The following is a 21,092-nucleotide window of genomic DNA, read 5'->3' as shown; positions in this document are numbered from 1 at the left end:
GCTTCCGGACTTTCGCAATTACTCGTACCTTACCGACACCCGTGCTCCACCCACCACGCCGGAATATCAGTTTCTCAGCAAAAACTAAACCGCGACGGCAAACTTAACCCGCCGTCGCACCGTCAACTCACGCCCTTTTCCGCATCGGTGCCTGGTACGGCATGCCGGCGGTAAAGCGATCGAGTCGATCGCTCGCTTCGGTTATTGCCCACAGCGGTGCGCTATGCAATTGCTGATCGTAATTCGTCGCAATTGCGGCAAAAACTTCGAATCCGCCATCGTCCAGTTTCCACTCGCCTGTCTCGCGGCCGATGTCGAAAACCATCGATACCACTCGTTCAGCCGTAGCGAGTTGCTCCCCATTTGCCTCACCAAACCCGCACTCCGCGAGAAAGCCGGTCAGTAGCATGGTCTGAGTGAGCGCTTGCGCATCGCCGATACCGCCAGCGCCGCGACGCAACGCGTCGAGCGACAGATGCACTCGCAGCGCGAGTTCATCGGCAGTCCGTCGGGCAATCGGCAGCAACATGGCCTTGCCATGCCGCGCACGGGCCGCGCCCGCGTTACGGGAAAAGGGGATAGCTTGTGACATGAAGGTCCAGTGGTAGCCTGTGCAGATGCAATAACGGCTCGTCCGACGAAAGGTTGAGCCCTTTCGCCGTCCTGTTGCGGGCTATCTTCGTATCAAATCCTCAAGGCAATCAATTTCCGCCTCGTCGGGGCATCGGCATGCGAATACGCCATGCTTATCTATCCATCGCGCATCACCGCGCGCTTACTCGTTCGGTTCGTCTGACGGCGCCAGACTACGAGCTCGAACGCGTCGACGGATCTCGGAGTCGAGAATCAGACGCCCGCGCAATTTGCCCTTCATCCGCTTCACGTAGCGTGGCGCTTCGGTCATGTGCACCACCATCAGCTCGCGGACCTTTTCGACGTCACGCTCGCGTGCCGCTTTGGTGATCGCCTTGTGAATTTTCACGTTCGCCTGACCGAAACGTTCGTGTTCGGCCTGCGGCGTATCGTTACGAAACTCGATCAATTGCCGGATCATTTCGTTGATGAGTTCGCAACTAAAACGTAAGAACGGATTGGGATTCGCCGCAGCGAGGATGTCGTGAAAATTTACGTCCTCCTGACGCTGCTTCACGATATCTTTCCCGCCTTGTGTCGACGCTGGTCGGTCGCAACACGCAATGCTTGCCTCCAGCGCATCGAAATCCTGCTCGGTCAGATGCGGGACCGCGCCTGCCGCGAGTTCGGGCTCCAGCAATTTGCGCACGGTGTAGATGTCGTCGATGGAAACGTCTTTGAAGAACAGGTAGTTCTGCAAAAGCTGCAGCGTGCGGTCAAGCGGCACTTCGACCACCATCCCTCCGCCGCTCGGTCCTGTCGTCACCTTGATGAGACCTTGCACCTCGAGCGATTTCAGCGCCTCGCGGATCGTGCTTTTACTCACCGAGAAGAGCTGCTGCAATTCCACCTCACGCGGAAGCCGGTCGCCCGGCTTCAGATCCTTCTCGGTAATGAGCCGCTTGATTTCCTCCGCGACGAGGTCGCCGCGTTTCTGCTGCTTGATCTCGATCGCGGCGCCTGCCTTGGCTCGGTCCATGACCATCTTCGATGCTCCCAGTTTTGTTCTGCACAGTCCTGTATCGATCCGCCGCGCCGGATTGACGCGGAAGAACGTCCGAAGACGTCCAGGAATTTTGCCTTATTGACACTCGAATTTATTGTACATACGATCAAGTCCAACCTATTTATCATGATAAATAGAACAAAGCCGGTGCGGTGAAAAACTTCGCAGCGGCCAGCAAGCTTTCGCAGTCGTTCAGTGCGTGTCTCTTTCTTCAGGAGCGTCATTTTGAATCGCCGAAATATGTTGAAGCTGGCCGCGTTGTCGGCCGTTCCGGGGACGTTGGGCTCGCTGGTTGCGCGTAGCGCATTCGCGCAGACCGGCACGTTGCAATTCGCCTGTCCGGTGCCGATGTCCGGTCCGTTCGCGGCGAACGGCAAATATGCCGACCTTGGTATGAAGCTCGCTATCGAACAATACGGCAAGGTGCTTGGGCAGCCGCTCGCCTACACCGTGCTCGATACGGAAGGCAAACCCGCGACGGCTGTACGTCGTGTCCAGGAGATCGCGCAGCAGAAGAATGCTCGCTTCTTTGCTGGCGGTATTTTGTCATCCGAATCATTGGCGATGGGCAAGGAAGTCCAGAAGGCGGGCGGCGTTTTCATCACGACGGCAGGCGCGGACGAAATCACCGGCAAGGACTGCAACGATGCGACGTTCCGCTGGTCCGTGCCGACTTATGGTGCGATCGAACAGACAGTGCGTCCGTTGATCCAGATGATGCCGAAAGCGAAACGCTGGTACACCATCACGCCGCAGTACGTTTTCGGCGATGGTCTGCTCTCAGCGGCGAAAGCGATTTTCCAGGAGAAGGGCATCGAGCATGTGGGCAACAGTTACCACTCGCTCAACGAGAAAGAGTTCAGCGGCTATCTGACCAACGCGGTTGCGGCGAAGCCTGATGTCCTGCTGATTCTGAATTTCGGGTCGCAGTCGTCGGATACGTTGCGCCAGGCGGTGAGCTTCGGCATGAAGAACAATTGCACGATTCTGATGGCGTGGGCCTCCGGCCTCGAACAGTTCGAGTCGCTCGGCGCGGACTTGTGCGACGGCGTGTATTTCGGCGCGCAGTATTGGCACGCTATCGATTCGCCGCTCAATCGCGATCTCGTCAAACGCAGCAATGCGGCATTCAAGGCGAATCCGAACTACAGTCTCGCCGGCTCGTATATCTGCACGAAAATTCTGCTCGACGGCATTGTGAAAGCGGGCACCGTCGATCCGAAGAAAGTGGTCGCCGCGCTCGAAGGGATGAAGTACGACGGTTTGACGGGCCCGGAAGAGATCCGCAAGGGCGACCATCAGGTGCTGAAGAACTATTATCTGTTGAAGGGCAAGGCGAAGAACAAGATGAAAAACGCCGACGATTACGCGGATATCGTCAGTGCCGGGCAATCGTTCCTACCGCTCGACAAAACCGGCTGCAAGATGGCTTGATGTACTCGTGCCGCGGGCAAACGCGGCACGCCTGTAATCGCAGCCGCAACGCGACGGCCGATCGCCCCACCTCTAAACGGACGCCATGAACGTTTATCTCCTGCAGATCGTCAACGGCATCGGAGTAGGGATGCTGTATTTCCTGCTCGCTGTCGGCTTGTCGATTGTGTTCGGCTTGCTGCGCTTCGTCAATTTCGCGCACGGCGCCTTTTATCTGCTTGGCGCGTACTTCTGCTATCAGGCGATGCAGTGGTCGATGAGCTTCTGGACCGCACTCGTCGTCGTGCCGATCGTGGTCGGCGCGCTCGCCTGGGTGGTCGAGAAGCTGATCCTGCGGCACGTTTACGCGCAGCAGCACGAGTTTCACATTCTCGTGACGGTCGGTCTCGCGCTTGTCGTGCAGGAATGCGCGATCCTGATCTGGGGGCCGCTCGGCGACAACGTCGCAGTTCCCGACGTGTTGAACGGCGTGGTGATCTGGGGCAGTTTTGTTTATCCGAAGTATCGTCTGTTCGTCATCGGATTTACCGCGGTGCTGGCGGCGCTGCTGTGGTGGGTGCTGGAAGGCACGCGTCTCGGCAGCGCAGTGCGCGCGGGCAGCGAATCGACGGAGATGGTGTCGCTGCTCGGCATCAATGTGTTGCGTGTGTTCAGTCTGGTGTTCGCACTCGGCGCCGCGACGGCGGCGCTTGCCGGCGTACTGGCCGCGCCGATTCGCGGCGTCGATCCGTTCATGGGCATCGAGGCGCTCAGCGTCGCGTTCGTCGTGGTGGTAGTCGGCGGGATGGGTAATTTCCTCGGCGCGCTGGTCGGCGGTTTGCTGGTGGGCATCGTGCAAAGCGTAATGAGCACGTTGTGGCCCGAAGGCGCACGTCTGATGATCTATGTCGCGATGGCCGCCGTGCTGTTGTTGCGGCCGAACGGTTTGTTCGGGAGAGCGGCATGATCGATACGTCCTCTAAATCTATCGACCCTCGAGCAACGCCGACCGCGGTCAAACGCGGTGTGAAGCACGCGCTGCATCGCTACCGTTTCCTGTTGCTGGCTTTGCTGGTGGTTTGCGTGTTGCCGCTGACGCTGCGCTCCGGATCGCTCGCTACCGAAGTGCTCGTGTTCGCACTCGCCGCGTTGGGCTGCAATCTGTTGCTGGGTCACACGGGACTGCTTTCGTTCGGACAAGGCATTTTCTTCGGACTCGGCAGCTATTGCGCAGGTCTGGTGCTCACGAAAACGGCGTTGCCCGTACCTCTGGCATTGCTGGCGTCGATCGTAGCCGGCGCAGCGGCCGCGGCACTCGTCGGCTGGTTTTCCATCCGGCAGCGCGGCACGTATTTCGTCATGCTGACGCTTGCGTTCGGGCAGTTGTTTTACTTTCTCGCGTACACCACGCCGGACCTCACCGGCGGCGACAACGGTCTGCTCGACATTCCTCGCCCGGCGCTCGGTCTGTTCGGCAAAGCGCTCGTGCCGCTGACTTCGCCGTGGCAATACTACGGTTTTGTCGCGGTGCTGTTTCTGGTGGTGTTCTGGCTGCTGATGCGCGTGTCGCATTCGGTTTTCGGCAGGACGTTGCTCGCGATTCGCGACAACGAAGCGCGCGCGGCCGCAGTCGGCTACGACGTGAGACGTTTCAAGCTGATGGCGTTCGTGATCTCCGGCGCGGTGACGGGCCTGGCCGGCGCGCTGCATGCGTTGATGACGGGCATCGCGCCGCTATCCAACATCGATTACCACACGAGCGAGATGATCCTCGTGATGACGGTGATCGGCGGCACCGGAAATCTGTTCGCGTCGGTGCTGGGCGCGGCGTTCTACGTGTTGTTCGCCGACTGGCTGTCGACGCTCTGGCCGCGCTGGCTGCTGCTGCTCGGTCTCGTGCTGATCGCGGTCAGTCTGTTCATGCAGCGCGGTCTGTGGGGCCTGGGCGAACGCATCTGGCAGACGCTGCGACGTGGACCGTCCACGCACGCCGGCAACGATTCCAGCAAGGAGCACGCATGAGCGAAGCCATTTTGCAGGCGAGCGGCGTGACGAAGCGCTACGGCAAGTTCACCGCGCTCTCCGACGTCAATCTGCGCATCATGCCGCGCACCGTGCATTCGGTGATCGGACCGAACGGCGCCGGCAAAACCACGCTGTTTCATGTATTGACGGGCACGCTGCCGATTACCGAAGGCAAGATCGTTTTCGACGGCCACGACGTCACGAAAGAACCCGATCACAAACGCGTACGCCGCGGCGTCGCGCGTTCGTTTCAGGTGACGAGCCTGTTCGCCAATCTGAGCGTGCGCGAAAACCTGCGGCTCGCGGCGCAAGGCGTCGACGCGGTGCGCGCGCTGAATGCATGGACGCCGCCACTCGGTGCGCTCACGCATGCCGATACGGTGGATAGCGTTCTCGAACGGCTCGCGCTGCAGCGCCTGAGCGACGTGTCCGCGGGCGCGCTGTCGCATGGCCAGCAGCGGCGTCTGGAAGTGGGCATGGCGCTCGCCGCGCGTCCCAAGGCGATCTTCCTCGACGAGCCGACCTCGGGCATGGGTATCGACGACCTCGACGACATGAAGCAACTGATCCGCGGCCTGCGCGACGATTACACGGTCGTGCTGATCGAGCACAACATGGGTATCGTGATGGACATCTCCGACACGATCACCGTGATGCAACAAGGGCGCGTGCTGGTGGAAGGGCGTCCCGACGAGATTCGCGGCGACGAACGCGTGCGCAGCGCGTATCTCGGTAACATGATCACCGGAGGCCGCGCATGATTCTCGACGTGCAGCACATCCACGGCTTCTACGGCAAGAGCCACATCCTGCAAGGCGTATCGCTGCAGATTGGCGACGGCGAGACGGTCACGCTGCTCGGGCGCAACGGCGCAGGCAAATCGACCACGCTGAAGGCGATTGCCGGCGTCGTCCCGCCGAAACAGGGCAGCGTGACTTTCAACGGCGCCGCGATCGGCGGCATGCCGCCGCACAAGATCGCGTCGCGCGGCGTGTGTTTCGTGCCGGAGCATCGCGGCATTTTCCGTTTGTTGACTGTCGAAGAAAATCTGCGGCTCGGCGCGCGCAAGGATTCGCCGTGGCAGCTCGACGACATCTACCGCATTTTTCCGCGGCTGAAAGAGCGCCGCACGAATGGTGGCGCACAACTGTCGGGCGGCGAACAGCAGATGCTCGCGATCGGCCGCGCACTGATGAATCATCCGCGGCTGTTGATGCTCGACGAACCGGTGGAAGGACTCGCGCCGGTGATCGTCGAAGAGATCGTCGCGCAACTCAAGCTGATCCGCGAAGCGGGCGTCGCGATTCTGCTGGTCGAGCAGAACCTCGAGGTCTGCACGCAACTCGCGGATCGCCACTACATCATCGAACAGGGTGTGATCGTCTACGAAGGCGACAACGCGTCGTTCGCCGCCGACGAGTCGATCAAGGACCGTTATCTCGGCGTCGGCGTGGTTTGACGCGCGTGCTGTGTTCAATACGAGGAAGCCTCGATGCAAGTTCATGAATCAACAACCGTCGGCACGCTGGCTGATCTGCGCGTCGATGGCGCGCGGCTCTGGGACAGTCTCATGCAACTCGCGCGGATCGGCGCGACGGATAAAGGCGGTGTCTGCCGGCTCGCGCTTACCGAGCTGGACCGCGAGGCGCGCGATCTTTTCGTCGCGTGGGCGAAGGAGATCGGCTGCAGTGTGCGGGTCGACGCGATCGGCAATATCTTCGCGCGCCGCGCGGGCCTGCGCGACGACCTGCCGCCGGTGATGACCGGCAGCCACATCGATACGCAACCGACGGGCGGCAAATTCGACGGCAATTACGGCGTGCTGGCCGGCCTCGAAGTGTTGCGCACGCTCGCCGAAGCCGATATCCGGACGCTGGCGCCGCTGGAAGTCGCGGTGTGGACCAATGAAGAGGGTTCGCGGTTCGTGCCCGTGATGATGGGTTCCGGCGTGTTTGCAGGGGCGTTCACGCTGGAACATGCGCTGGAGCAGCGCGATCGCGAAGGCGTGTCGGTGCGCGATGCGCTCACGGCAATCGGTTATGCAGGTGAGAGTAGCGAGCCGCACGCGGTCGGCGCCTATTTCGAGGCGCATATCGAACAGGGGCCGGTGCTCGAAGCGAACGACAAGACGATCGGCATCGTGCAAGGCGCGCTGGGTCAGCGTTGGTACGACGTCACGGTGCAGGGCATGGAAGCGCATGCGGGCCCCACGCCGATGGCGTTGCGCCGCGACGCACTGCTTGTCGCGGCCGATCTGATTCACGCGGTCAACCGCATCGCGCTCGATCACGCGCCGCATGGGCGTGGCACCGTCGGTTGGGTCGACGTGCATCCGAACTCACGCAACGTGATTCCGGGCCGCGTGACGCTGACCGTCGATCTGCGCGCAGCAGACGACGTCGCGCTCACCGCAATGGATGCATCGCTGCGTGCGGCCTGCTCAGAGGCAGCAGAAAAGCCGGGTATTTCGGTGAGCATCGAACCGGTGGTCTATTTTCCGCCGCAGCCGTTCGCGGCGAATCTGGTCGCCGCGGTGAAGCAAGGCGCGGACACGCTCGGCTTTTCGTCGATGGACGTCATTAGCGGCGCGGGGCACGACGCGGTTTATCTCGCTCGGGTCGCGCCGGCCGCGATGATTTTCGTGCCGTGCAAGGACGGCATCAGTCACAACGAAATCGAAGACGCCCGGGCGGATCACCTGGAAGCGGGTTGCAACGTGCTGTTGCGGGCGATGTTGAACGCGGCGCAGACGGTCGGGGATGCAAGCGCATGAAGATCCTCATCGCCCGCATGAATCACGAGACCAACACGTTCTCGCCGGTCGCCACACCGCTCGCTGCATTCGGCCGTAACGGCCCGAGTTATGGCGAAGACGCCTACCGCGAGAACAAAGGCATGCAGACGGCAATGGCCGCGTTCATCGACGCCGCCGAGCGCGAGCATGCGACGATCGTCACGCCGATCTCCGCATCGGCGAATCCGAGCGGCCCGGTCGAGGCCACCGCCTACGACGCGATCTGCGATGCGATCGTTGCGGCCGCAACCGGCTGCGACGCGGTGATGCTCGATCTGCACGGCGCGATGGTCGCCGAGCATTCGAACGACGGTGAAGGCGATCTGCTCGAGCGCGTTCGCGCGGCGCTGCCCGATGCGCCGATTGCCGTCGCGCTCGATCTGCACGGCAATGTCACGCAGAAAATGATCGACAACGCCGACGTGATCGTCAGTTTCAAGACCTATCCGCACGTCGATATGTACGAGACGGGCGCGCATGCGGCACGCCTGATGTTCGATCGGGTTCGCGGCAACGCGCGGCCGGCGATCGCATGGCGTCAGCCGCCGCTGCTCACGCATACGTTGCGCAGCGCGACCGCGGAAGGCGCGATGAAGCGCGCGGTGGACGCCGCGCGTGCTGCCGAGGCCGACGAGGCCAACGGTGTGCTCGCAGTTTCGGTGTTGTCGGGATTCTCGCTGGCCGATATTGCGGCGCCGTGCATCAGCGTCGTCGTGGTGGCGGACGGCGACGTCGCCAAAGCGGAAGCGGTGGCCGAGCGCATCGCAAGGCAAATCTGGCACGAGCGCGAAGATTTCGTTTATCGCAGCGCGCCGCTCGCGGAATCGGTGGCGCAGGCGGCAGAGCTTGCACAGGGCGCGGACAAACCCGTGCTGTTGCTCGATCACGGCGACAACTGCATGTCGGGCGGCACCTGCGACACGATGGATCTGCTCGAAGCAGCGGTGCAGCAGAACCTCGAAGGGATCGTCAGTGGGCCGCTGTGCGACCCGCAAGCCGTCGCGGCGCTGATGGCGGCTGGCGTCGGCAGCACGGTCACGATCACGATCGGCAACAAGGTCGGAAGCGCCGCTGTAACGCCGCGCCCACCGCTTGCGGTGACGGGCGTGGTACGCGCGTTGACCGACGGCGAATACGTGATCAGCGGACCCACGTACACCGGTCAGCGCGCCTTCATGGGGCGTGCGGCCGTACTCGATACCGGCACGGTGAAGCTCGTGATGACCGAGCGCACGCACGAACCGTGGGACCTGGGTGTGTTCGAAAGCGTTGGCATCGATCCGCGCCGCGCGCGCTTTCTATTGCTCAAATCACGCATGTACTGCCGGCCGGTTTTCGTACCGATTGCCGCCGCGCTCGTAGAGTGCGACAGCCGTGGCGTGACCAGTTCGGATTACGGGCTGTTCGCGTTCAAGCACATCCAGCGGCCGGTCTATCCTCTGGATCCGCACGCTGAATGGGCGCTTGCTGGTTGAACGAAACGCTATGGGCAAATGCGCGGCGGTAAACGAAACATAAGTGCCGTTCGGGGCTTGTGCTGTGCGTGTCGAGTCTCTATAATTCGCGCCTCTGTATAGGCTCGTAGCTCAGTTGGTTAGAGCACCACCTTGACATGGTGGGGGTCGTTGGTTCGAATCCAATCGAGCCTACCAACGCACAATTGACGTAGACGAAAGCGGTTCCGCTTTCGTCTACGCTCATGTTCTCGCCGTACTTTCCTTTCCCAAGAACACCTTTTTTCAGTGCATGTGCACGGCTTTGCCGCGTCGGTGTGTTTTACCTTTCCGACGCGGCGTTAGTGCGTCACACGTGTTCCGACGAAGCATGGACCTTTTCAAAGCCGTAGAACGCGTTCGGCGTGATGGTCGAGATCGCGTCGAGCGTCGTCGAATCGAGACCGAGATCGAGCAGCATCGATAGAGACTCGCCGTAGTGGGCTGCGTGTTCGTGCTGTGTATGCGGCCAGTCGCTTCCCCACATCAGACGCCCGGCGCCGAAATGCTCGATGAGCAGGCGCGTCGCGTCGCCGGCGAAACCTGAGCCCGCAGGCGCGCAACGATAGGCCGCCGAGACTTTGACCCAGACGCGGCCGGTCTTGCCGTAGCCGAGTAATGCGCCGAAGCCTGGATCGTCGATGCCTTGGTCGGGATCGGGTCTGCCGAAATGATCGACGACGATCGGTATATCCACCTCCAGCAATGCGTCGAGTAGCGACGCGAGATCCCGCGCATTCCGATGCAGTTCGACATGCAAGCCGGTTTTCGAGAGTCGCGCTAGCAACGTCTTCCACGATCCCGAACGCAAATCGGGCAACGTCTGTTCCATCAGATTCAAGCGTATGCCCGTCACGCCGCGCTCGTGCAGTTCGACGAGCGCTGTTTCATCGATATCGGGCGCCACCACGGCGACGCCTCGCAAGCGCTGTGTGTCCCGCGCAAGTGCCTTCAGCATGTAGCGATTGTCCGTGCCGAGAAAACTCGGCTGCACCAGCACGGCGTTGCCGATGCCGTGTGCGTCGAGCAGCGACAGATAAGTATCGAGCGTGGCGTCGTACGCGGGCGCGTAGCGGCGGCCGTCGGTCAATGGCAGGCCTCGCTCGAAGACGTGTGCATGCGTGTCCACGCGCTGCGCGCCGGATAGCGTCTTACTCATGCTTTGCCTCGCGGGCGGTTCAAGGTCAGGCGTGCGTCGTCGGATGCGATCTCAGGCGCGTTGTCCGGCGCGGTTTCAGGCGCCACCTCGCGCAAGCGCGCGCCGCGTGTTTCGGGAAGACAGAGCACGGCGACCATCGCCAGTCCGTACGCGATGGCTGCGTCGATGCCGATCGCGGCGCCGAGCGACATCGAGTGACTCATGTACCCGACGAGCACCGGAAAACCGGCCGACGCGATCCGCCCGAAGTTGTAGCAGAAGCCAACTCCCGTGCCGCGAATGTCGGCGGGATACAGTTCGTTGAAGAGCGGCCCGAGGCTGGCCGGAATGCCGGCCGCGAACAAACCGAGCGGGAAGCCGAGCACGAGCATTTGCGTGTTGGTGAGCGGCAGCATCACGTAAGCGAGTACCGTCACGATGCAGCAGAACGCGAAGAGCGCCACGTTGCGACGCCGGCCGATGCGGTCGAGCAGCCACGCGCTGACCATGCAGCCGCACCAGAACGCGACGATGACCACCGCCAGATAGCCGCCGGTGTTCAGTACCGACAAGTGCCGTTCCTTCGCGAGAAAGGTGGGCAACCACGTCATGATCGCGTAATAGCCGCCGTGAGCGCCGGTGCCGAGAATCGCGCCGATGATCGTCGTGCGCAGAACGCGCGGCTGAAAGACCTGCGTGATCTGTCCGATGATGGAAACCTTCGGTTCCGTGGCCGCGGGCGCAACGCGCGCCGGCTCCCGCAGATTGCGACGCACGTACAGCACCAGGCCGGCCGGCAGCAGGCCGACGGCGAACATCACGCGCCACGCGGTGTCCGACGGCAACCACGAGAAGGCCGCGGCATAGACCAGCACCGCCGCGCCCCAGCCGACCGCCCACGCGCTTTGCACGGCCCCCATCGCTTTGCCGCGATGTTCGGTGCGAATCGTTTCCGCCATCAGCACGGCGCCGGCCGCCCATTCGCCGCCGAATCCAAAGCCCTGCAACGCCTTGAGAACGAGCAGTTGCGGGAAATTCTGCGCAAACGCGCAAAGGAACGTGAAGCCCGCGAACCACACGATGGTCATCTGCAACGTGCGCACGCGGCCGATGCGATCGGAAAGCGCCCCGGCAATCCAGCCGCCGAGTGCCGACGACACGAGCGTCACGCTGCTGATCGCGCCCGCTTGCGTATGGTCGATGCCGAACGCGGCAATGATCGCCGGAATGGCCAGCGTGAACATCTGCACGTCGAGCGCATCGAGGCCCCAGCCGGCAAAACATCCCCAGAAAGTATTGCGTTCGAGGGCGGTGCCCTGCTTGTACCACTTGAACATGGAGGTCTCCGTCGAATCTATTCATACAGTTATATATATGACTGTATGAATGGTGGGCGCTAATCTGCCGCAAGTCATTGCGTATAAACCCTGGCCCAGGTCGCGGCGCGGCCGGATGCGGTACAGTAGTCACTCCTCTGAACAACTGTATGACTCTATGGCAGCAGCTTCTTTCGTGACCAAACCGGACGATCGTCTGCCCCGTTATCAGCAATTGCGCGACGACCTCGTCAACCGCATTGCGGCGGGTGAATGGGGTATCGAGGAGGCCATCGCGACCGAGGCGGAACTCGGTCAGTTCTATAACGTCTCCACCGGTACCGTTCGCAAGGCGATCGATCTGCTCGTCGGCGACGGCGTGCTGACGCGCAGCCAGGGTAAAGGAACTTTCATCCGGCGGCCTCGTTTCGATTCGTCGTTGTTTCGCTTTTTCCGCTTCGAGTCGCGCGCGGGCGATCCCGTGCGGCCGACGGCGCGCGTGCTCAAGCGCGAGCTCGTCAAACCCGGCGAGGAAATCCGCTCGACGTTGGGGATGAAGGCTTCCGAGAAAGCGATTCATCTGACGCGGGTGCGGTTGATCGAAGGGCAGACCGTTCTGTCCGAGGATATCTGGTTGCCGCGCACGCGTTTCGAGCCGTTAGCCACGTTGCCGCTCGGCGATTTCGAAGATCTGCTGTATCCGTTGTACGAGCGTCTGTGCCGGCAAATTGTCGCGTCCGCCACGGAAGTTCTGCGAGTCGAGCAGGCTACCAGCGAGGACGCCGAATTGCTCGGCATCGATAGCGGCAGCCCCGTCATTCTGGTTCATCGCGTTGCGTCGGACTTCGCGGGCACGCCGTTCGAATGGCGCAGCACGCGCGGCTCCGCCGCAACGTTTCAATATCAGGTCGAGATCCGCTAGCCCCGCGGACTTCGCATCCCTCTCCCTTCGCTTCAAAGGCTTGGTGCCGCAACGGCAGTTGCGGCCGCGTCCCGCTATTCGGGTATTACCTCATGGCGTCCAGCGTTGATTCATATAAACATATATATGACTAGATCAACGCAGCTCGTTTCGTGGACGTAGCGGCCGCCGTGCCGCGCCACGCGTCCCGAAAGCTGCCCGCGCGGACACCGGAGCGTACATGGCATCACAGGCAGCATTCGAACAGCAGGTCATGAAGAAGATAGCGTGGCGATTGATGCCGCTCCTGATCATCATGTTCCTGATTTCATTCATCGACCGCCAGAACGTCGGCTTCGCCAAGCTGGAGATGGTGCGTGACCTCGGCATGACGGAGGCCTCGTATGGCCTCGGCGCATCGCTGTTCTTCATCGGCTATCTGATTTTCGAGGTGCCCAGCACGCTGGCGCTGCATCGCTTCGGCGCGCGCACGTGGCTCGCGCGCATCATGATGACGTGGGGCGTGGTGACCGTGTTGATGGCGTTCGCGCGTTCGCTGCCGGTTTTCTATTCGTTTCGCTTTGCGTTGGGCGTCGCTGAAGCGGGTTTTTATCCCGGCGTCATTTACTACCTCACGCAGTGGTTCCCACAAAGCTATCGCACCAAGGTGCTGGGATTCTTCACGCTCGGCAGCTCGCTCGCCAACATGCTGGGTGCGCTGGTCGGCGGTCTGCTGCTGACGCTCGGCGGCACGTGGGGTTTCGCGGGCTGGCAGTGGGTGTTTATCGCCACTGGCCTTCCCGCGATCGTGATTGCGTTCGTCGCGCTCAGATTCTTGCCGAACTCGGTGAACGACGCGCCGTTTCTTTCGCAAACGGAGAAGGGCGTCGTGCTTGCCGCGCTCAGGCGCGAAGCGTCTGAAGATGCGCAGGAGACGCGCCCGTGGGGTGCGTTGCTCGATCCGAAGGTGCTGATGTTCGCGCTGACCTACATGCTGATGTCGACGTCGCTGTACGGCGTGACGTACTGGATGCCGACGCTGCTGAAGAGCGACGGGGTGTCGTCGTCGCTGAACGGCGTGCTGAACATGATTCCGTGGGCGCTCGCCACGCTGCTGCTGCTGTGGCTTCCCGGCAAGCTGAAACGCGAGCGTGTGGTGTTGAAGGCGATGAGCGGGGTCGCGGGTATCGGCGTTGTCTGTTTTGCGTCGAGCCTGGTGCTGCCGACCGCGTCGCTGCGCTTTGCGGCGCTGTGCCTGGGCGGCGCCTGCATCCCGTTGCTGTATCCGTGCTTCTGGTCGCTGCCGCCGCGTTTCTTCGCGGGCGCGCGTGCCGCGGCGAGCGTCGCGGCGATCAACGCGATCGGCAACCTCGGCGGCTTTGCCGGGCAGAACCTGATGCCGTACGTCGGCAAAGTAGCGCATAGTCCCGTCGCGCCGATGCTGGTGCCGACTGCGTGTCTGCTCGTGCTGGGCATCGGCACGGCGATTGCCGCGACGATCGGCGCGCGTCGCAGGACGATGCTGGAGTCGGCGACGATTTCTTGATGAGCGCGCTGCGCTGCCGGGAAAATGCTCTCCCCGGTGGCGCGTCACAAACGAAAGCGTTACGGACGCATCAGATCAAAACCCGCCAGCGCGACCACGCCGCTCAAAACGATCAGCGCAACTGAATGTTGTCCGAAGTAAAGCAGCCCAGCGGCCGACCAGCTCGTCAAAGAAAATGCAGCGATACGTTTCATTTTTCAAAATCCCAATGCAATAGCTAACAACCCACTTACTACGCCGCACACCACCACCGCCAACGCGACCACGCTCAGCACCCGCCGAGGAAACGAGCGGCCCAGCATCGCGATCGACGGCACGCTGATCAACGGCAGCGTCATCAGCAACGCTCCCGCCGGACCTGCCGCCATGCCGAACGACAGCATCGCCTGAATGATCGGGACTTCGCCGGCGGTCGGAATCACGAATAGCGTGCCGGCGATCGCGAATGCGACGATCCACAACAGGCTGTTGTCGATGTTCGGCCCGATGTGCGGAAACAGCCACGCGCGCGCGGCGCCGAGAATCAGCACCAGCACGATGTATTCGGGAACCAGGCGCAGCGTCATCGCGGCGAGAATCTTGAACCAGCGCGTGAAGGCGGTGCCGGGCACGTCGGCGGTAATCAGTTGCGCCGCAGCTTCGCGCGACGCTTCAGCTTCCGACGGTGTGACCATCCGGTTCACCAGATAACCGAGACCGAACACCATCACGATGCCGAGCGCGAGTCGCAGGCCCGTCCACTGCCAGCCGAGCACGAAGCCCATGAAAATCAGCGTGGCCGGGTTCAGCGCGGTGTTGCCGAGCCAGAATGCGAGCGCCGCGCCCGGCGCCGCCTGACGCGCGCGCAAGCCCGCCACGACCGGCGCGGCGCAGCAGGTGCACATCATGCCCGGCAGCGACATCAGGCCGCCCTTGACCACGCTGCTGAAGTCGCTGCGGCCGAGCACGCGCGCTACCCACTGCGGCGGAATCAATGCCTGTACTGCGGAGCCCAGCAGAAGTCCGAGCACCATCGCTTGCCAGATCGCCTTTCCGTAAGCGATGGCGTAATCGATCGCCGCTTGCCACGACGCAGCCGGCGCACTCGCCGACGCGCCCATCAGAATCGATTTGCCGATGGAGTGCTGACTCGCCGCGACGAATGCGCGGTTGTAATACGGAAACCACTTCACGTAGAAGAGGCCGACCACGGCGATCAGCAGAAAAACGATCCAGCCGAGCGCGACGCGAGGTTGCCGAAGGGTCGATTGCATGATGGTCTCTCGAATCTTTTAGCGGTTCTTCTTGAAATCAGATGGCGGCAGGTACGTTGTGGTCCCGCGTCTGGTCGAGTTGCGCGAGCAGCGTTTTGGCCTGCTCGACAACATCCGCGTCGTTGGGCCGAAAATGCATCGGCAATGCGTGCGGCAGTCGCACGAAATGCTGATGGCTGCTGCGTGCGTAAGCCGGATCGTAATGACGTTCGATCAGTTCGCGAGCGAGTTCCGCGCGGTCATTGCGATCGACCAGTTGTTGCCAGCCGGCGATGCGCTCACGGCTATGCAAACCGATCATCCGCTGCAGTTGCGCTTTCAGCGACGCCGGATCGTCGAACAGATGCGCGTAGTCGTGCTGCAGGAACGCGGCGCGGTCGTCGTGGCTCGACAACACTTCGACGCATTCGCCCTGATGAAACGTTTCCAGCAACGCGGCCGGCAACGCGACCGAACCGATGCGGCGGCTTTCCGCCTCCACGAATACGGGGCGCCTCGCGTCGAATTCGCGCAACGCGCTGACGAGCAACGTGTCGAAGCGCTTCTGCGACGGCTGGGCGACGTTCGTCCAGGCGCCGAGCAGCGAGCCGCGATGCGAGGCCAGCGCTTCCAGATCCAGCGTCTGCGCGCCCGCCTGCTGCAAGGCCTCGAGCAGCCGCGTTTTGCCGCTGCCGGTGGGGCCGACCAGCGCGATATAGCGGAACGAACGCGGCAGCGAGTCGAGGGTATCGAGCGTCGCACGTCGGTAGCCTTTGTAGCCGCCGTCGAGTTGACGCGCGGGCCAGCCGATCATATTGAACAGCGTGGTGACCGAGCCCGAACGCTTGCCGCCGCGCCAGCAGTAAATCAGCGGCCGCCAACTGCGCGGACGGTCCGCGAACGTCACGTCGAGGTGATGCGCGATGTTGCGCGCGACCAGCGCGGCGCCGATGCGCGTGCCTTCGAACGGCGACACCTGCTTATAAGTCGTGCCGACCAGCACGCGTTCTTCGTTGCTCAGCACGGGCGCATTCAGCGCGCCGGGGATATGGTCCTCGGCAAACTCGAGCGGCGTGCGGACATCGATGATTTCATCGAAATCACGGGCTTGGTCGAGGCTGACGAGGAGATTTTTCAAGGGGTAACAGTTGAAGCGGGCCGGCGGCAGAGGCGAAATTATCGCATGCGACGTGCATAGCCGCCGCGAGGCCGCCGGATGGCACAGGTTGGCGTTTTAAACCACCTCGACGCGCGCCTTTCCGCTGACCATTTCGCCGATCACGCGCGCGTCGTTGAAACCGTCTGCGTGAAAGAGGGCGAGCACCTCGTCGACCGTGTCGGGCGCGCAGGACACCAGCAGTCCGCCCGACGTCTGCGGATCGGTGAGCAGTGTGCGCGCCGTGGCCGGCAATGACGGCGCCAGCGTGATGTCCTTGCCGTACGCATCCCAGTTGCGGCCGGACGCGCCGGTAAAAATGCCGGCCTCGGCGAAGCCGACCACTTCCGGCAACCAGGGCAGATCGGCATAGCGCACCTGGGCGCCCAGGTTCGAGCCACGCGCGATTTCCAGCGTATGGCCGAGCAGCCCGAAGCCGGTGATGTCGGTGAGCGCATGCACGCCGTCCAGCGCGGCAAGCGCGGCGCCCGGCCGGTTCAGCTTGGTGGTGGCCGAAATCATCGCCGCGTAGCCGTTTGAATCCAGGCGATCCTTTTTCAATGCGGCCGACAGCACACCTACGCCCAGCGGCTTGCCGAGGATCAACACGTCGCCGGCTCGCGCGCCCGCGTTGCGTTTGACCCGGCGCGGATCGACCACGCCGATCGCGACGAGGCCGTAAATGGGTTCCACCGAATCGATGGAGTGGCCGCCCGCCAGCGGAATGCCGGCCTCCGCACAGACCGACTCGCCGCCCTTGAGCACGGCCGCGATCACGTCGTGCGGCAGCACGTTGATCGGCATGCCGACGATCGCGAGCGCCATGATCGGCTTGCCGCCCATCGCGTACACGTCGGACAGCGCATTGGTCGCGGCGATGCGGCCGAAGTCGAACGGGTCGTCGACGATCGGCATGAAGAAGTCGGTTGTCGCGACGATCGCCTGTTCGTCGTTGAGTTTGTAGACGGCGGCATCGTCGGCGGTATCGTTGCCGACCAGCAGGTCGGGAAAGAAAGGCAGCGGCGCGCTGCGCTTGAGCAGATCGGCGAGCAGGCCGGGGGCGATCTTGCAACCGCAACCGCCGCCATGAGACAGGCTGGTCAGGCGCGGCGACCCGGAGGAGTGGATGCGGGTATCGGTCATGAGCACAAAATTCCAGGCTTCGAATGACCGCATTATGCGGGTTGCCGGCAGGCACGGTGAGTTCAGTGCTAACCATCCAGCATGAGCGGTGCTCAATTCGCGTAAAACCGGTTGTGATACTTCATATTTGATCGGGTATTCGAGAGGTGTGTTCTCGCTGCACGACTTCATATCGGCCTCTATAATCGTTATCAGTATCTTAAAAAGAGCCGAGGCCCCTACATGCCCCACATGTCCCGGCGACAATTCCTGAAGGTATCCGCCACCACGCTCGCCGGATCGAGTCTTGCCCTGATGGGCTTCTCGCCGACACCCGCGTTGGCGGAAGTCCGTCAGTACAAACTGTCGCGTACCACTGAAACCCGCAACACCTGTCCGTACTGCTCGGTCGGCTGCGGCATCCTGATGTACGGGCTTGGCGACAACGCGAAAAACGCGAAAGCCAGCATCATCCATATCGAAGGCGATCCCGATCATCCGGTCAATCGCGGCACGCTATGCCCGAAGGGCGCGAGCCTGATCGACTTCATTCATAGCCCGAGCCGCCTGAAGTATCCGGAGCACCGCGCGGCCGGCTCGAACGAATGGACACGCATTTCGTGGGAAGACGCGCTCGACCGCATCGCGAAGCTGATGAAGGAAGATCGCGACGCCAATTTCGTCGAGACGACCGCGGACGGCAAGAAGGTCAACCGCTGGCTGACCACCGGGATGCTCGCGGCATCGGCCGGCAGCAACGAGGTGGGCTATCTGACGCACAAGACTGTCCGCAGTCTTGGGATGCTCGCATTCGACAATCAGGCGCGTGTCTGACATGGCCCGACGGTGGCAGGTCTTGCCCCGACGTTTGGCCGTGGAGCGATGACGAACCATTGGGTCGACATCAGAAACGCGGATGTGATTCTCGTGATGGGCGGCAATGCAGCCGAGGCGCACCCGTGCGGTTTCAAGTGGGTGACGGAGGCCAAGGCGCATCGCAAGGCAAGATTGATCGTGGTCGATCCGCGTTTTACGCGCACGGCCTCGGTGGCGGACTATTACGCGCCAATCCGTACCGGCTCGGACATCGTGTTCCTCGGCGGCGTGATCAACTATCTGCTCACCCACGACAAGATCCAGCACGAGTACGTGAAGAATTACACGGACATGCCGTTCATCGTGCGTGAGGATTTCTCGTTCACGGATGGCCTGTATTCCGGCTACGACGCGGATAAACGCAGCTACGACAAGAGCACGTGGGACTACGAACGCGGCGACGACGGCTTCGCCAAGGTCGATCCGACGTTGCAGCACCCGCGTTGCGTCTATCAACTGATGAAGCAGCACTACTCGCGCTATACGCCCGAGCAGGTCGAAAAAGCGTGCGGCACGCCGAAGGACAAATTCCTGAAGGTATGTGAAATGCTGGCGTCGACGGCCGTGCCTGGGCGCGCCGGCACGATCCTGTACGCGCTCGGCTGGACGCATCACTCGGTCGGCGCGCAGATCATCCGCACCGGCGCGATGGTGCAACTGCTGCTGGGCAACATCGGCATTGCGGGCGGCGGGATGAATGCGCTGCGCGGGCACTCGAACATCCAGGGCTTGACCGACCTCGGTCTGATGTCGAACCTGCTGCCCGGCTACATGACGCTGCCGATGGAAGCCGAACAGGACTTCGACGCGTTCATCACGAAGCGCGCGAGCCAGCCGCTGCGGCCGAACCAGTTGAGCTACTGGCGCAACTATCGCGCGTTTCATGTGAGCTTCATGAAGTCGTGGTGGGGCGATAACGCGAACGCCGCGAACAACTTCGGCTACGACTATCTGCCGAAGCTCGACAAATCGTACGACATGTTGCAGGTCTTCGAGCTGATGAATCAAGGCAAGATGACAGGCTATATCGCGCAGGGCTTCAACCCGCTCGCCGCAGCGCCCAACAAGGCGAAGATCGGCGCGAGTCTGGCCAGGCTGAAGTGGCTGGTCGTCATGGATCCGCTCGCAACTGAAACGTCGGAGTTCTGGAAGAATTTCGGCGAGTTCAACGACGTCGATCCGTCGCAGATTCAAACGGAAGTTTTCCGTCTGCCCACCACCTGTTTCGCGGAAGAACGCGGCTCGCTGGTCAGCTCCAGCCGGGTGCTGCAATGGCACTGGCAGGGCGCGGACGGGCCGGGCGAAGCGAAGAGCGATCTCGAGATCATGTCGGGGCTGTGGCTGCGCATGCGCAAGGCTTATCAGCAGAATGGCGGCAAGTATCCCGATCCGATTCTCAACATGAGCTGGCCGTACGCGGACCCGGAAAGCCCCACGCCCGAAGAAATCGCGATGGAGTTCAACGGCAAGGCGTTGGCCGACGTCACCGATCCCACCGACAAAACCAGGGTGCTCGCGAAGAGCGGCGAGCAGTTGGCGAGCTTCGCCCAGTTACGCGACGACGGCAGCACCGCGAGCGGTTGCTGGATCTTCTGCGGCGCGTGGACTCAGGCGGGCAACCAGATGGGCCGCCGCGACAACTCGGACCCGACCGGCATCGGCAACACGCTGAACTGGGCGTGGGCATGGCCGGCAAACCGGCGGATTCTGTACAACCGCGCTTCGTGCGACGTCAGCGGCAAGCCGTTCGACCCGACGCGCAAACTGATCGCGTGGAACGGTAAGGCGTGGACGGGCGCGGACATTCCCGACTTCAAGGTGGACGAGCCACCCGAGAATGGGATGAATCCGTTCATCATGAATCCGGAAGGCGTCGCGCGGTTCTTCTCGCGAGACGGCCTCGTGGAAGGTCCGTTCCCCGAGCACTACGAACCGTTCGAAACGCCGCTCGGTTATAACCCGCTGCATCCGGCCAACAAGGCGGTCGTCAGCAGTCCGGCGGCGCGCGTGTTTCCGGACGACCGCGCTGCGTTCGGCACGCACGAGAATTTCCCGCATACGGCCACCACGTATCGTCTGACCGAGCATTTCCACTACTGGACCAAGCACGCGCGTTTGAATGCGATCGTGCAGCCGCAGCAGTTCGTGGAAATCGGCGAGGATCTGGCGAAGGAGGTCGGCGTGGTGGCGGGCGATCGCGTGAAGGTGTCGTCCAATCGCGGGCACATCATTGCGGTTGCGCTCGTCACCAAGCGGATCAAACCGCTGATGATCGAAGGCAAGAAAGTGCAGACCGTCGGCTTACCGTTGCATTGGGGGTTCAAGGGGCTCGCGAAACCGGGCTATCTCGTCAATACGCTGACGCCCTCCGTGGGCGACGGGAATTCGCAAACACCGGAATTCAAGTCGTTCCTCGTCAAGGTCGAAAAGGCATAAGGAAT

The 21,092-nt window shown here is 62.2% G+C and carries 18 protein-coding genes and 1 tRNA gene; 11 read left to right on the top strand and 8 right to left on the bottom strand.

Translation table 11 applies throughout. The annotated features are described in order from the left end of the window. Positions 1-127: 127 nt before the first annotated feature. Together PQQ51_RS04610 and PQQ51_RS04605 are read right to left on the bottom strand one after the other, a co-directional pair. The gene (locus PQQ51_RS04610) at positions 128-592 is read right to left on the bottom strand and encodes a hypothetical protein (RefSeq protein WP_408495183.1); all 465 of its coding nucleotides are present in this window, start codon (positions 590-592) and stop codon (positions 128-130) included. Between the two features lie 183 nt (positions 593-775). Then, on the bottom strand, positions 776-1,618 hold the full coding sequence (locus tag PQQ51_RS04605; RefSeq protein ID WP_408495182.1) for a FadR/GntR family transcriptional regulator: 843 nt from the start codon (positions 1,616-1,618) through the stop codon (positions 776-778). 246 nt (positions 1,619-1,864) lie between these two features. Between PQQ51_RS04605 and PQQ51_RS04600 the strand changes: the two genes are divergently transcribed. The 8 genes from PQQ51_RS04600 (at position 1,865) to PQQ51_RS04565 (ending at position 9,523) form a co-directional block, all read left to right on the top strand. Beyond that, a complete protein-coding gene (locus tag PQQ51_RS04600; protein ID WP_408495181.1) occupies positions 1,865-3,073 on the top strand; it encodes an ABC transporter substrate-binding protein in 1,209 nt (402 codons plus the stop codon). 85 nt (positions 3,074-3,158) lie between these two features. Beyond that, a complete protein-coding gene (locus PQQ51_RS04595; protein ID WP_408495179.1) occupies positions 3,159-4,019 on the top strand; it encodes a branched-chain amino acid ABC transporter permease in 861 nt (286 codons plus the stop codon). After that, positions 4,016-5,074 (top strand): branched-chain amino acid ABC transporter permease, encoded by a 1,059-nt coding sequence (locus PQQ51_RS04590; protein WP_408495178.1) that lies wholly within the window; start codon positions 4,016-4,018, stop codon positions 5,072-5,074. Before PQQ51_RS04595 ends, PQQ51_RS04590 begins: the two co-directional genes overlap by 4 nt. Continuing rightward, on the top strand, positions 5,071-5,838 hold the full coding sequence (locus tag PQQ51_RS04585; RefSeq protein WP_408495176.1) for an ABC transporter ATP-binding protein: 768 nt from the start codon (positions 5,071-5,073) through the stop codon (positions 5,836-5,838). Before PQQ51_RS04590 ends, PQQ51_RS04585 begins: the two co-directional genes overlap by 4 nt. Next, the gene (locus PQQ51_RS04580) at positions 5,835-6,536 is read left to right on the top strand and encodes an ABC transporter ATP-binding protein (RefSeq protein ID WP_408495175.1); all 702 of its coding nucleotides are present in this window, start codon (positions 5,835-5,837) and stop codon (positions 6,534-6,536) included. Before PQQ51_RS04585 ends, PQQ51_RS04580 begins: the two co-directional genes overlap by 4 nt. A gap of 33 nt (positions 6,537-6,569) precedes the next feature. Then, on the top strand, positions 6,570-7,850 hold the full coding sequence (locus PQQ51_RS04575) for a Zn-dependent hydrolase (protein ID WP_408495174.1): 1,281 nt from the start codon (positions 6,570-6,572) through the stop codon (positions 7,848-7,850). Continuing rightward, positions 7,847-9,346 carry a M81 family metallopeptidase gene (locus PQQ51_RS04570; protein WP_408495173.1) on the top strand — a complete coding sequence of 500 codons (1,500 nt, stop codon included), beginning with the start codon at positions 7,847-7,849 and terminating at the stop codon, positions 9,344-9,346. Before PQQ51_RS04575 ends, PQQ51_RS04570 begins: the two co-directional genes overlap by 4 nt. Before the next feature lie 100 nt (positions 9,347-9,446). Continuing rightward, positions 9,447-9,523, top strand: a tRNA-Val gene (locus tag PQQ51_RS04565). A 151-nt stretch (positions 9,524-9,674) separates the two neighbouring features. Here PQQ51_RS04565 and PQQ51_RS04560 read toward each other — a convergent pair. Together PQQ51_RS04560 and PQQ51_RS04555 are read right to left on the bottom strand one after the other, a co-directional pair. Next, positions 9,675-10,523, bottom strand: a complete 849-nt coding sequence (locus PQQ51_RS04560) for an amidohydrolase family protein (RefSeq protein ID WP_408495172.1) — start codon at positions 10,521-10,523, stop codon at positions 9,675-9,677. After that, complete coding sequence (locus PQQ51_RS04555; protein WP_408495171.1) at positions 10,520-11,839, bottom strand: MFS transporter; 1,320 nt, start codon at positions 11,837-11,839, stop codon at positions 10,520-10,522. The genes PQQ51_RS04560 and PQQ51_RS04555 overlap by 4 nt, the downstream gene beginning before the upstream one ends. Positions 11,840-11,996: 157 nt before the next feature. Here PQQ51_RS04555 and PQQ51_RS04550 point away from each other — a divergent pair, with 157 nt between their 5' ends. Both PQQ51_RS04550 and PQQ51_RS04545 read left to right on the top strand, forming a co-directional pair. After that, positions 11,997-12,740 carry a GntR family transcriptional regulator gene (locus PQQ51_RS04550; RefSeq protein WP_408495170.1) on the top strand — a complete coding sequence of 248 codons (744 nt, stop codon included), beginning with the start codon at positions 11,997-11,999 and terminating at the stop codon, positions 12,738-12,740. A gap of 220 nt (positions 12,741-12,960) precedes the next feature. After that, positions 12,961-14,265, top strand: a complete 1,305-nt coding sequence (locus tag PQQ51_RS04545) for an MFS transporter (protein WP_408495169.1) — start codon at positions 12,961-12,963, stop codon at positions 14,263-14,265. Between the two features lie 59 nt (positions 14,266-14,324). On the opposite strand, the gene PQQ51_RS04540 is transcribed toward PQQ51_RS04545, so the two are convergent. The 4 genes from PQQ51_RS04540 to selD form a co-directional block, all read right to left on the bottom strand. Next, entirely contained in the window at positions 14,325-14,459 is a 135-nt protein-coding gene (locus PQQ51_RS04540) for a hypothetical protein (RefSeq protein ID WP_408495167.1), read from the bottom strand. Positions 14,460-14,462: 3 nt separating this feature from the next. Then, positions 14,463-15,518, bottom strand: coding sequence for a permease (locus PQQ51_RS04535; RefSeq protein WP_408495166.1), 1,056 nt, complete (start codon positions 15,516-15,518; stop codon positions 14,463-14,465). Positions 15,519-15,555: 37 nt separating this feature from the next. Further along, positions 15,556-16,635: a tRNA 2-selenouridine(34) synthase MnmH gene (mnmH, locus tag PQQ51_RS04530; protein ID WP_408495165.1), complete on the bottom strand. Its 1,080-nt coding sequence runs from the start codon at positions 16,633-16,635 to the stop codon at positions 15,556-15,558. A 96-nt stretch (positions 16,636-16,731) separates the two neighbouring features. Then, the gene (selD, locus tag PQQ51_RS04525) at positions 16,732-17,796 is read right to left on the bottom strand and encodes a selenide, water dikinase SelD (RefSeq protein ID WP_408495164.1); all 1,065 of its coding nucleotides are present in this window, start codon (positions 17,794-17,796) and stop codon (positions 16,732-16,734) included. A gap of 222 nt (positions 17,797-18,018) precedes the next feature. Between selD and fdnG the strand changes: the two genes are divergently transcribed. Then, positions 18,019-21,087 carry a formate dehydrogenase-N subunit alpha gene (fdnG, locus tag PQQ51_RS04520; RefSeq protein ID WP_408495163.1) on the top strand — a complete coding sequence of 1,023 codons (3,069 nt, stop codon included), beginning with the start codon at positions 18,019-18,021 and terminating at the stop codon, positions 21,085-21,087. The last annotated feature ends 5 nt before the right edge of the window (positions 21,088-21,092 follow it).

This window comes from Paraburkholderia xenovorans (assembly GCF_046030735.1).
In the GTDB taxonomy this organism is placed as follows: domain Bacteria; phylum Pseudomonadota; class Gammaproteobacteria; order Burkholderiales; family Burkholderiaceae; genus Paraburkholderia; species Paraburkholderia xenovorans_A.
The sequence above is the reverse complement of the archived record's forward strand: the minus strand, read 5'-3'. Positions and strand labels throughout refer to the sequence as shown.

Excerpts from the sequence above, each read along its gene's own strand:
- PQQ51_RS04610 (WP_408495183.1), bottom strand. The coding sequence starts at position 592 with ATGTCACAAGCTATCCCCTTTTCCCGTAACGCGGGCGCGGCCCGTGCG.
- PQQ51_RS04605 (WP_408495182.1), bottom strand. The coding sequence starts at position 1,618 with ATGGTCATGGACCGAGCCAAGGCAGGCGCCGCGATCGAGATCAAGCAG.
- PQQ51_RS04595 (WP_408495179.1), top strand. The coding sequence starts at position 3,159 with ATGAACGTTTATCTCCTGCAGATCGTCAACGGCATCGGAGTAGGGATG.
- PQQ51_RS04590 (WP_408495178.1), top strand. The coding sequence starts at position 4,016 with ATGATCGATACGTCCTCTAAATCTATCGACCCTCGAGCAACGCCGACC.
- PQQ51_RS04585 (WP_408495176.1), top strand. The coding sequence starts at position 5,071 with ATGAGCGAAGCCATTTTGCAGGCGAGCGGCGTGACGAAGCGCTACGGC.
- PQQ51_RS04580 (WP_408495175.1), top strand. The coding sequence starts at position 5,835 with ATGATTCTCGACGTGCAGCACATCCACGGCTTCTACGGCAAGAGCCAC.
- PQQ51_RS04575 (WP_408495174.1), top strand. The coding sequence starts at position 6,570 with ATGCAAGTTCATGAATCAACAACCGTCGGCACGCTGGCTGATCTGCGC.
- PQQ51_RS04570 (WP_408495173.1), top strand. The coding sequence starts at position 7,847 with ATGAAGATCCTCATCGCCCGCATGAATCACGAGACCAACACGTTCTCG.
- PQQ51_RS04560 (WP_408495172.1), bottom strand. The coding sequence starts at position 10,523 with ATGAGTAAGACGCTATCCGGCGCGCAGCGCGTGGACACGCATGCACAC.
- PQQ51_RS04555 (WP_408495171.1), bottom strand. The coding sequence starts at position 11,839 with ATGTTCAAGTGGTACAAGCAGGGCACCGCCCTCGAACGCAATACTTTC.
- PQQ51_RS04550 (WP_408495170.1), top strand. The coding sequence starts at position 11,997 with ATGGCAGCAGCTTCTTTCGTGACCAAACCGGACGATCGTCTGCCCCGT.
- PQQ51_RS04545 (WP_408495169.1), top strand. The coding sequence starts at position 12,961 with ATGGCATCACAGGCAGCATTCGAACAGCAGGTCATGAAGAAGATAGCG.
- PQQ51_RS04540 (WP_408495167.1), bottom strand. The coding sequence starts at position 14,459 with ATGAAACGTATCGCTGCATTTTCTTTGACGAGCTGGTCGGCCGCTGGG.
- PQQ51_RS04535 (WP_408495166.1), bottom strand. The coding sequence starts at position 15,518 with ATGCAATCGACCCTTCGGCAACCTCGCGTCGCGCTCGGCTGGATCGTT.
- selD (WP_408495164.1), bottom strand. The coding sequence starts at position 17,796 with ATGACCGATACCCGCATCCACTCCTCCGGGTCGCCGCGCCTGACCAGC.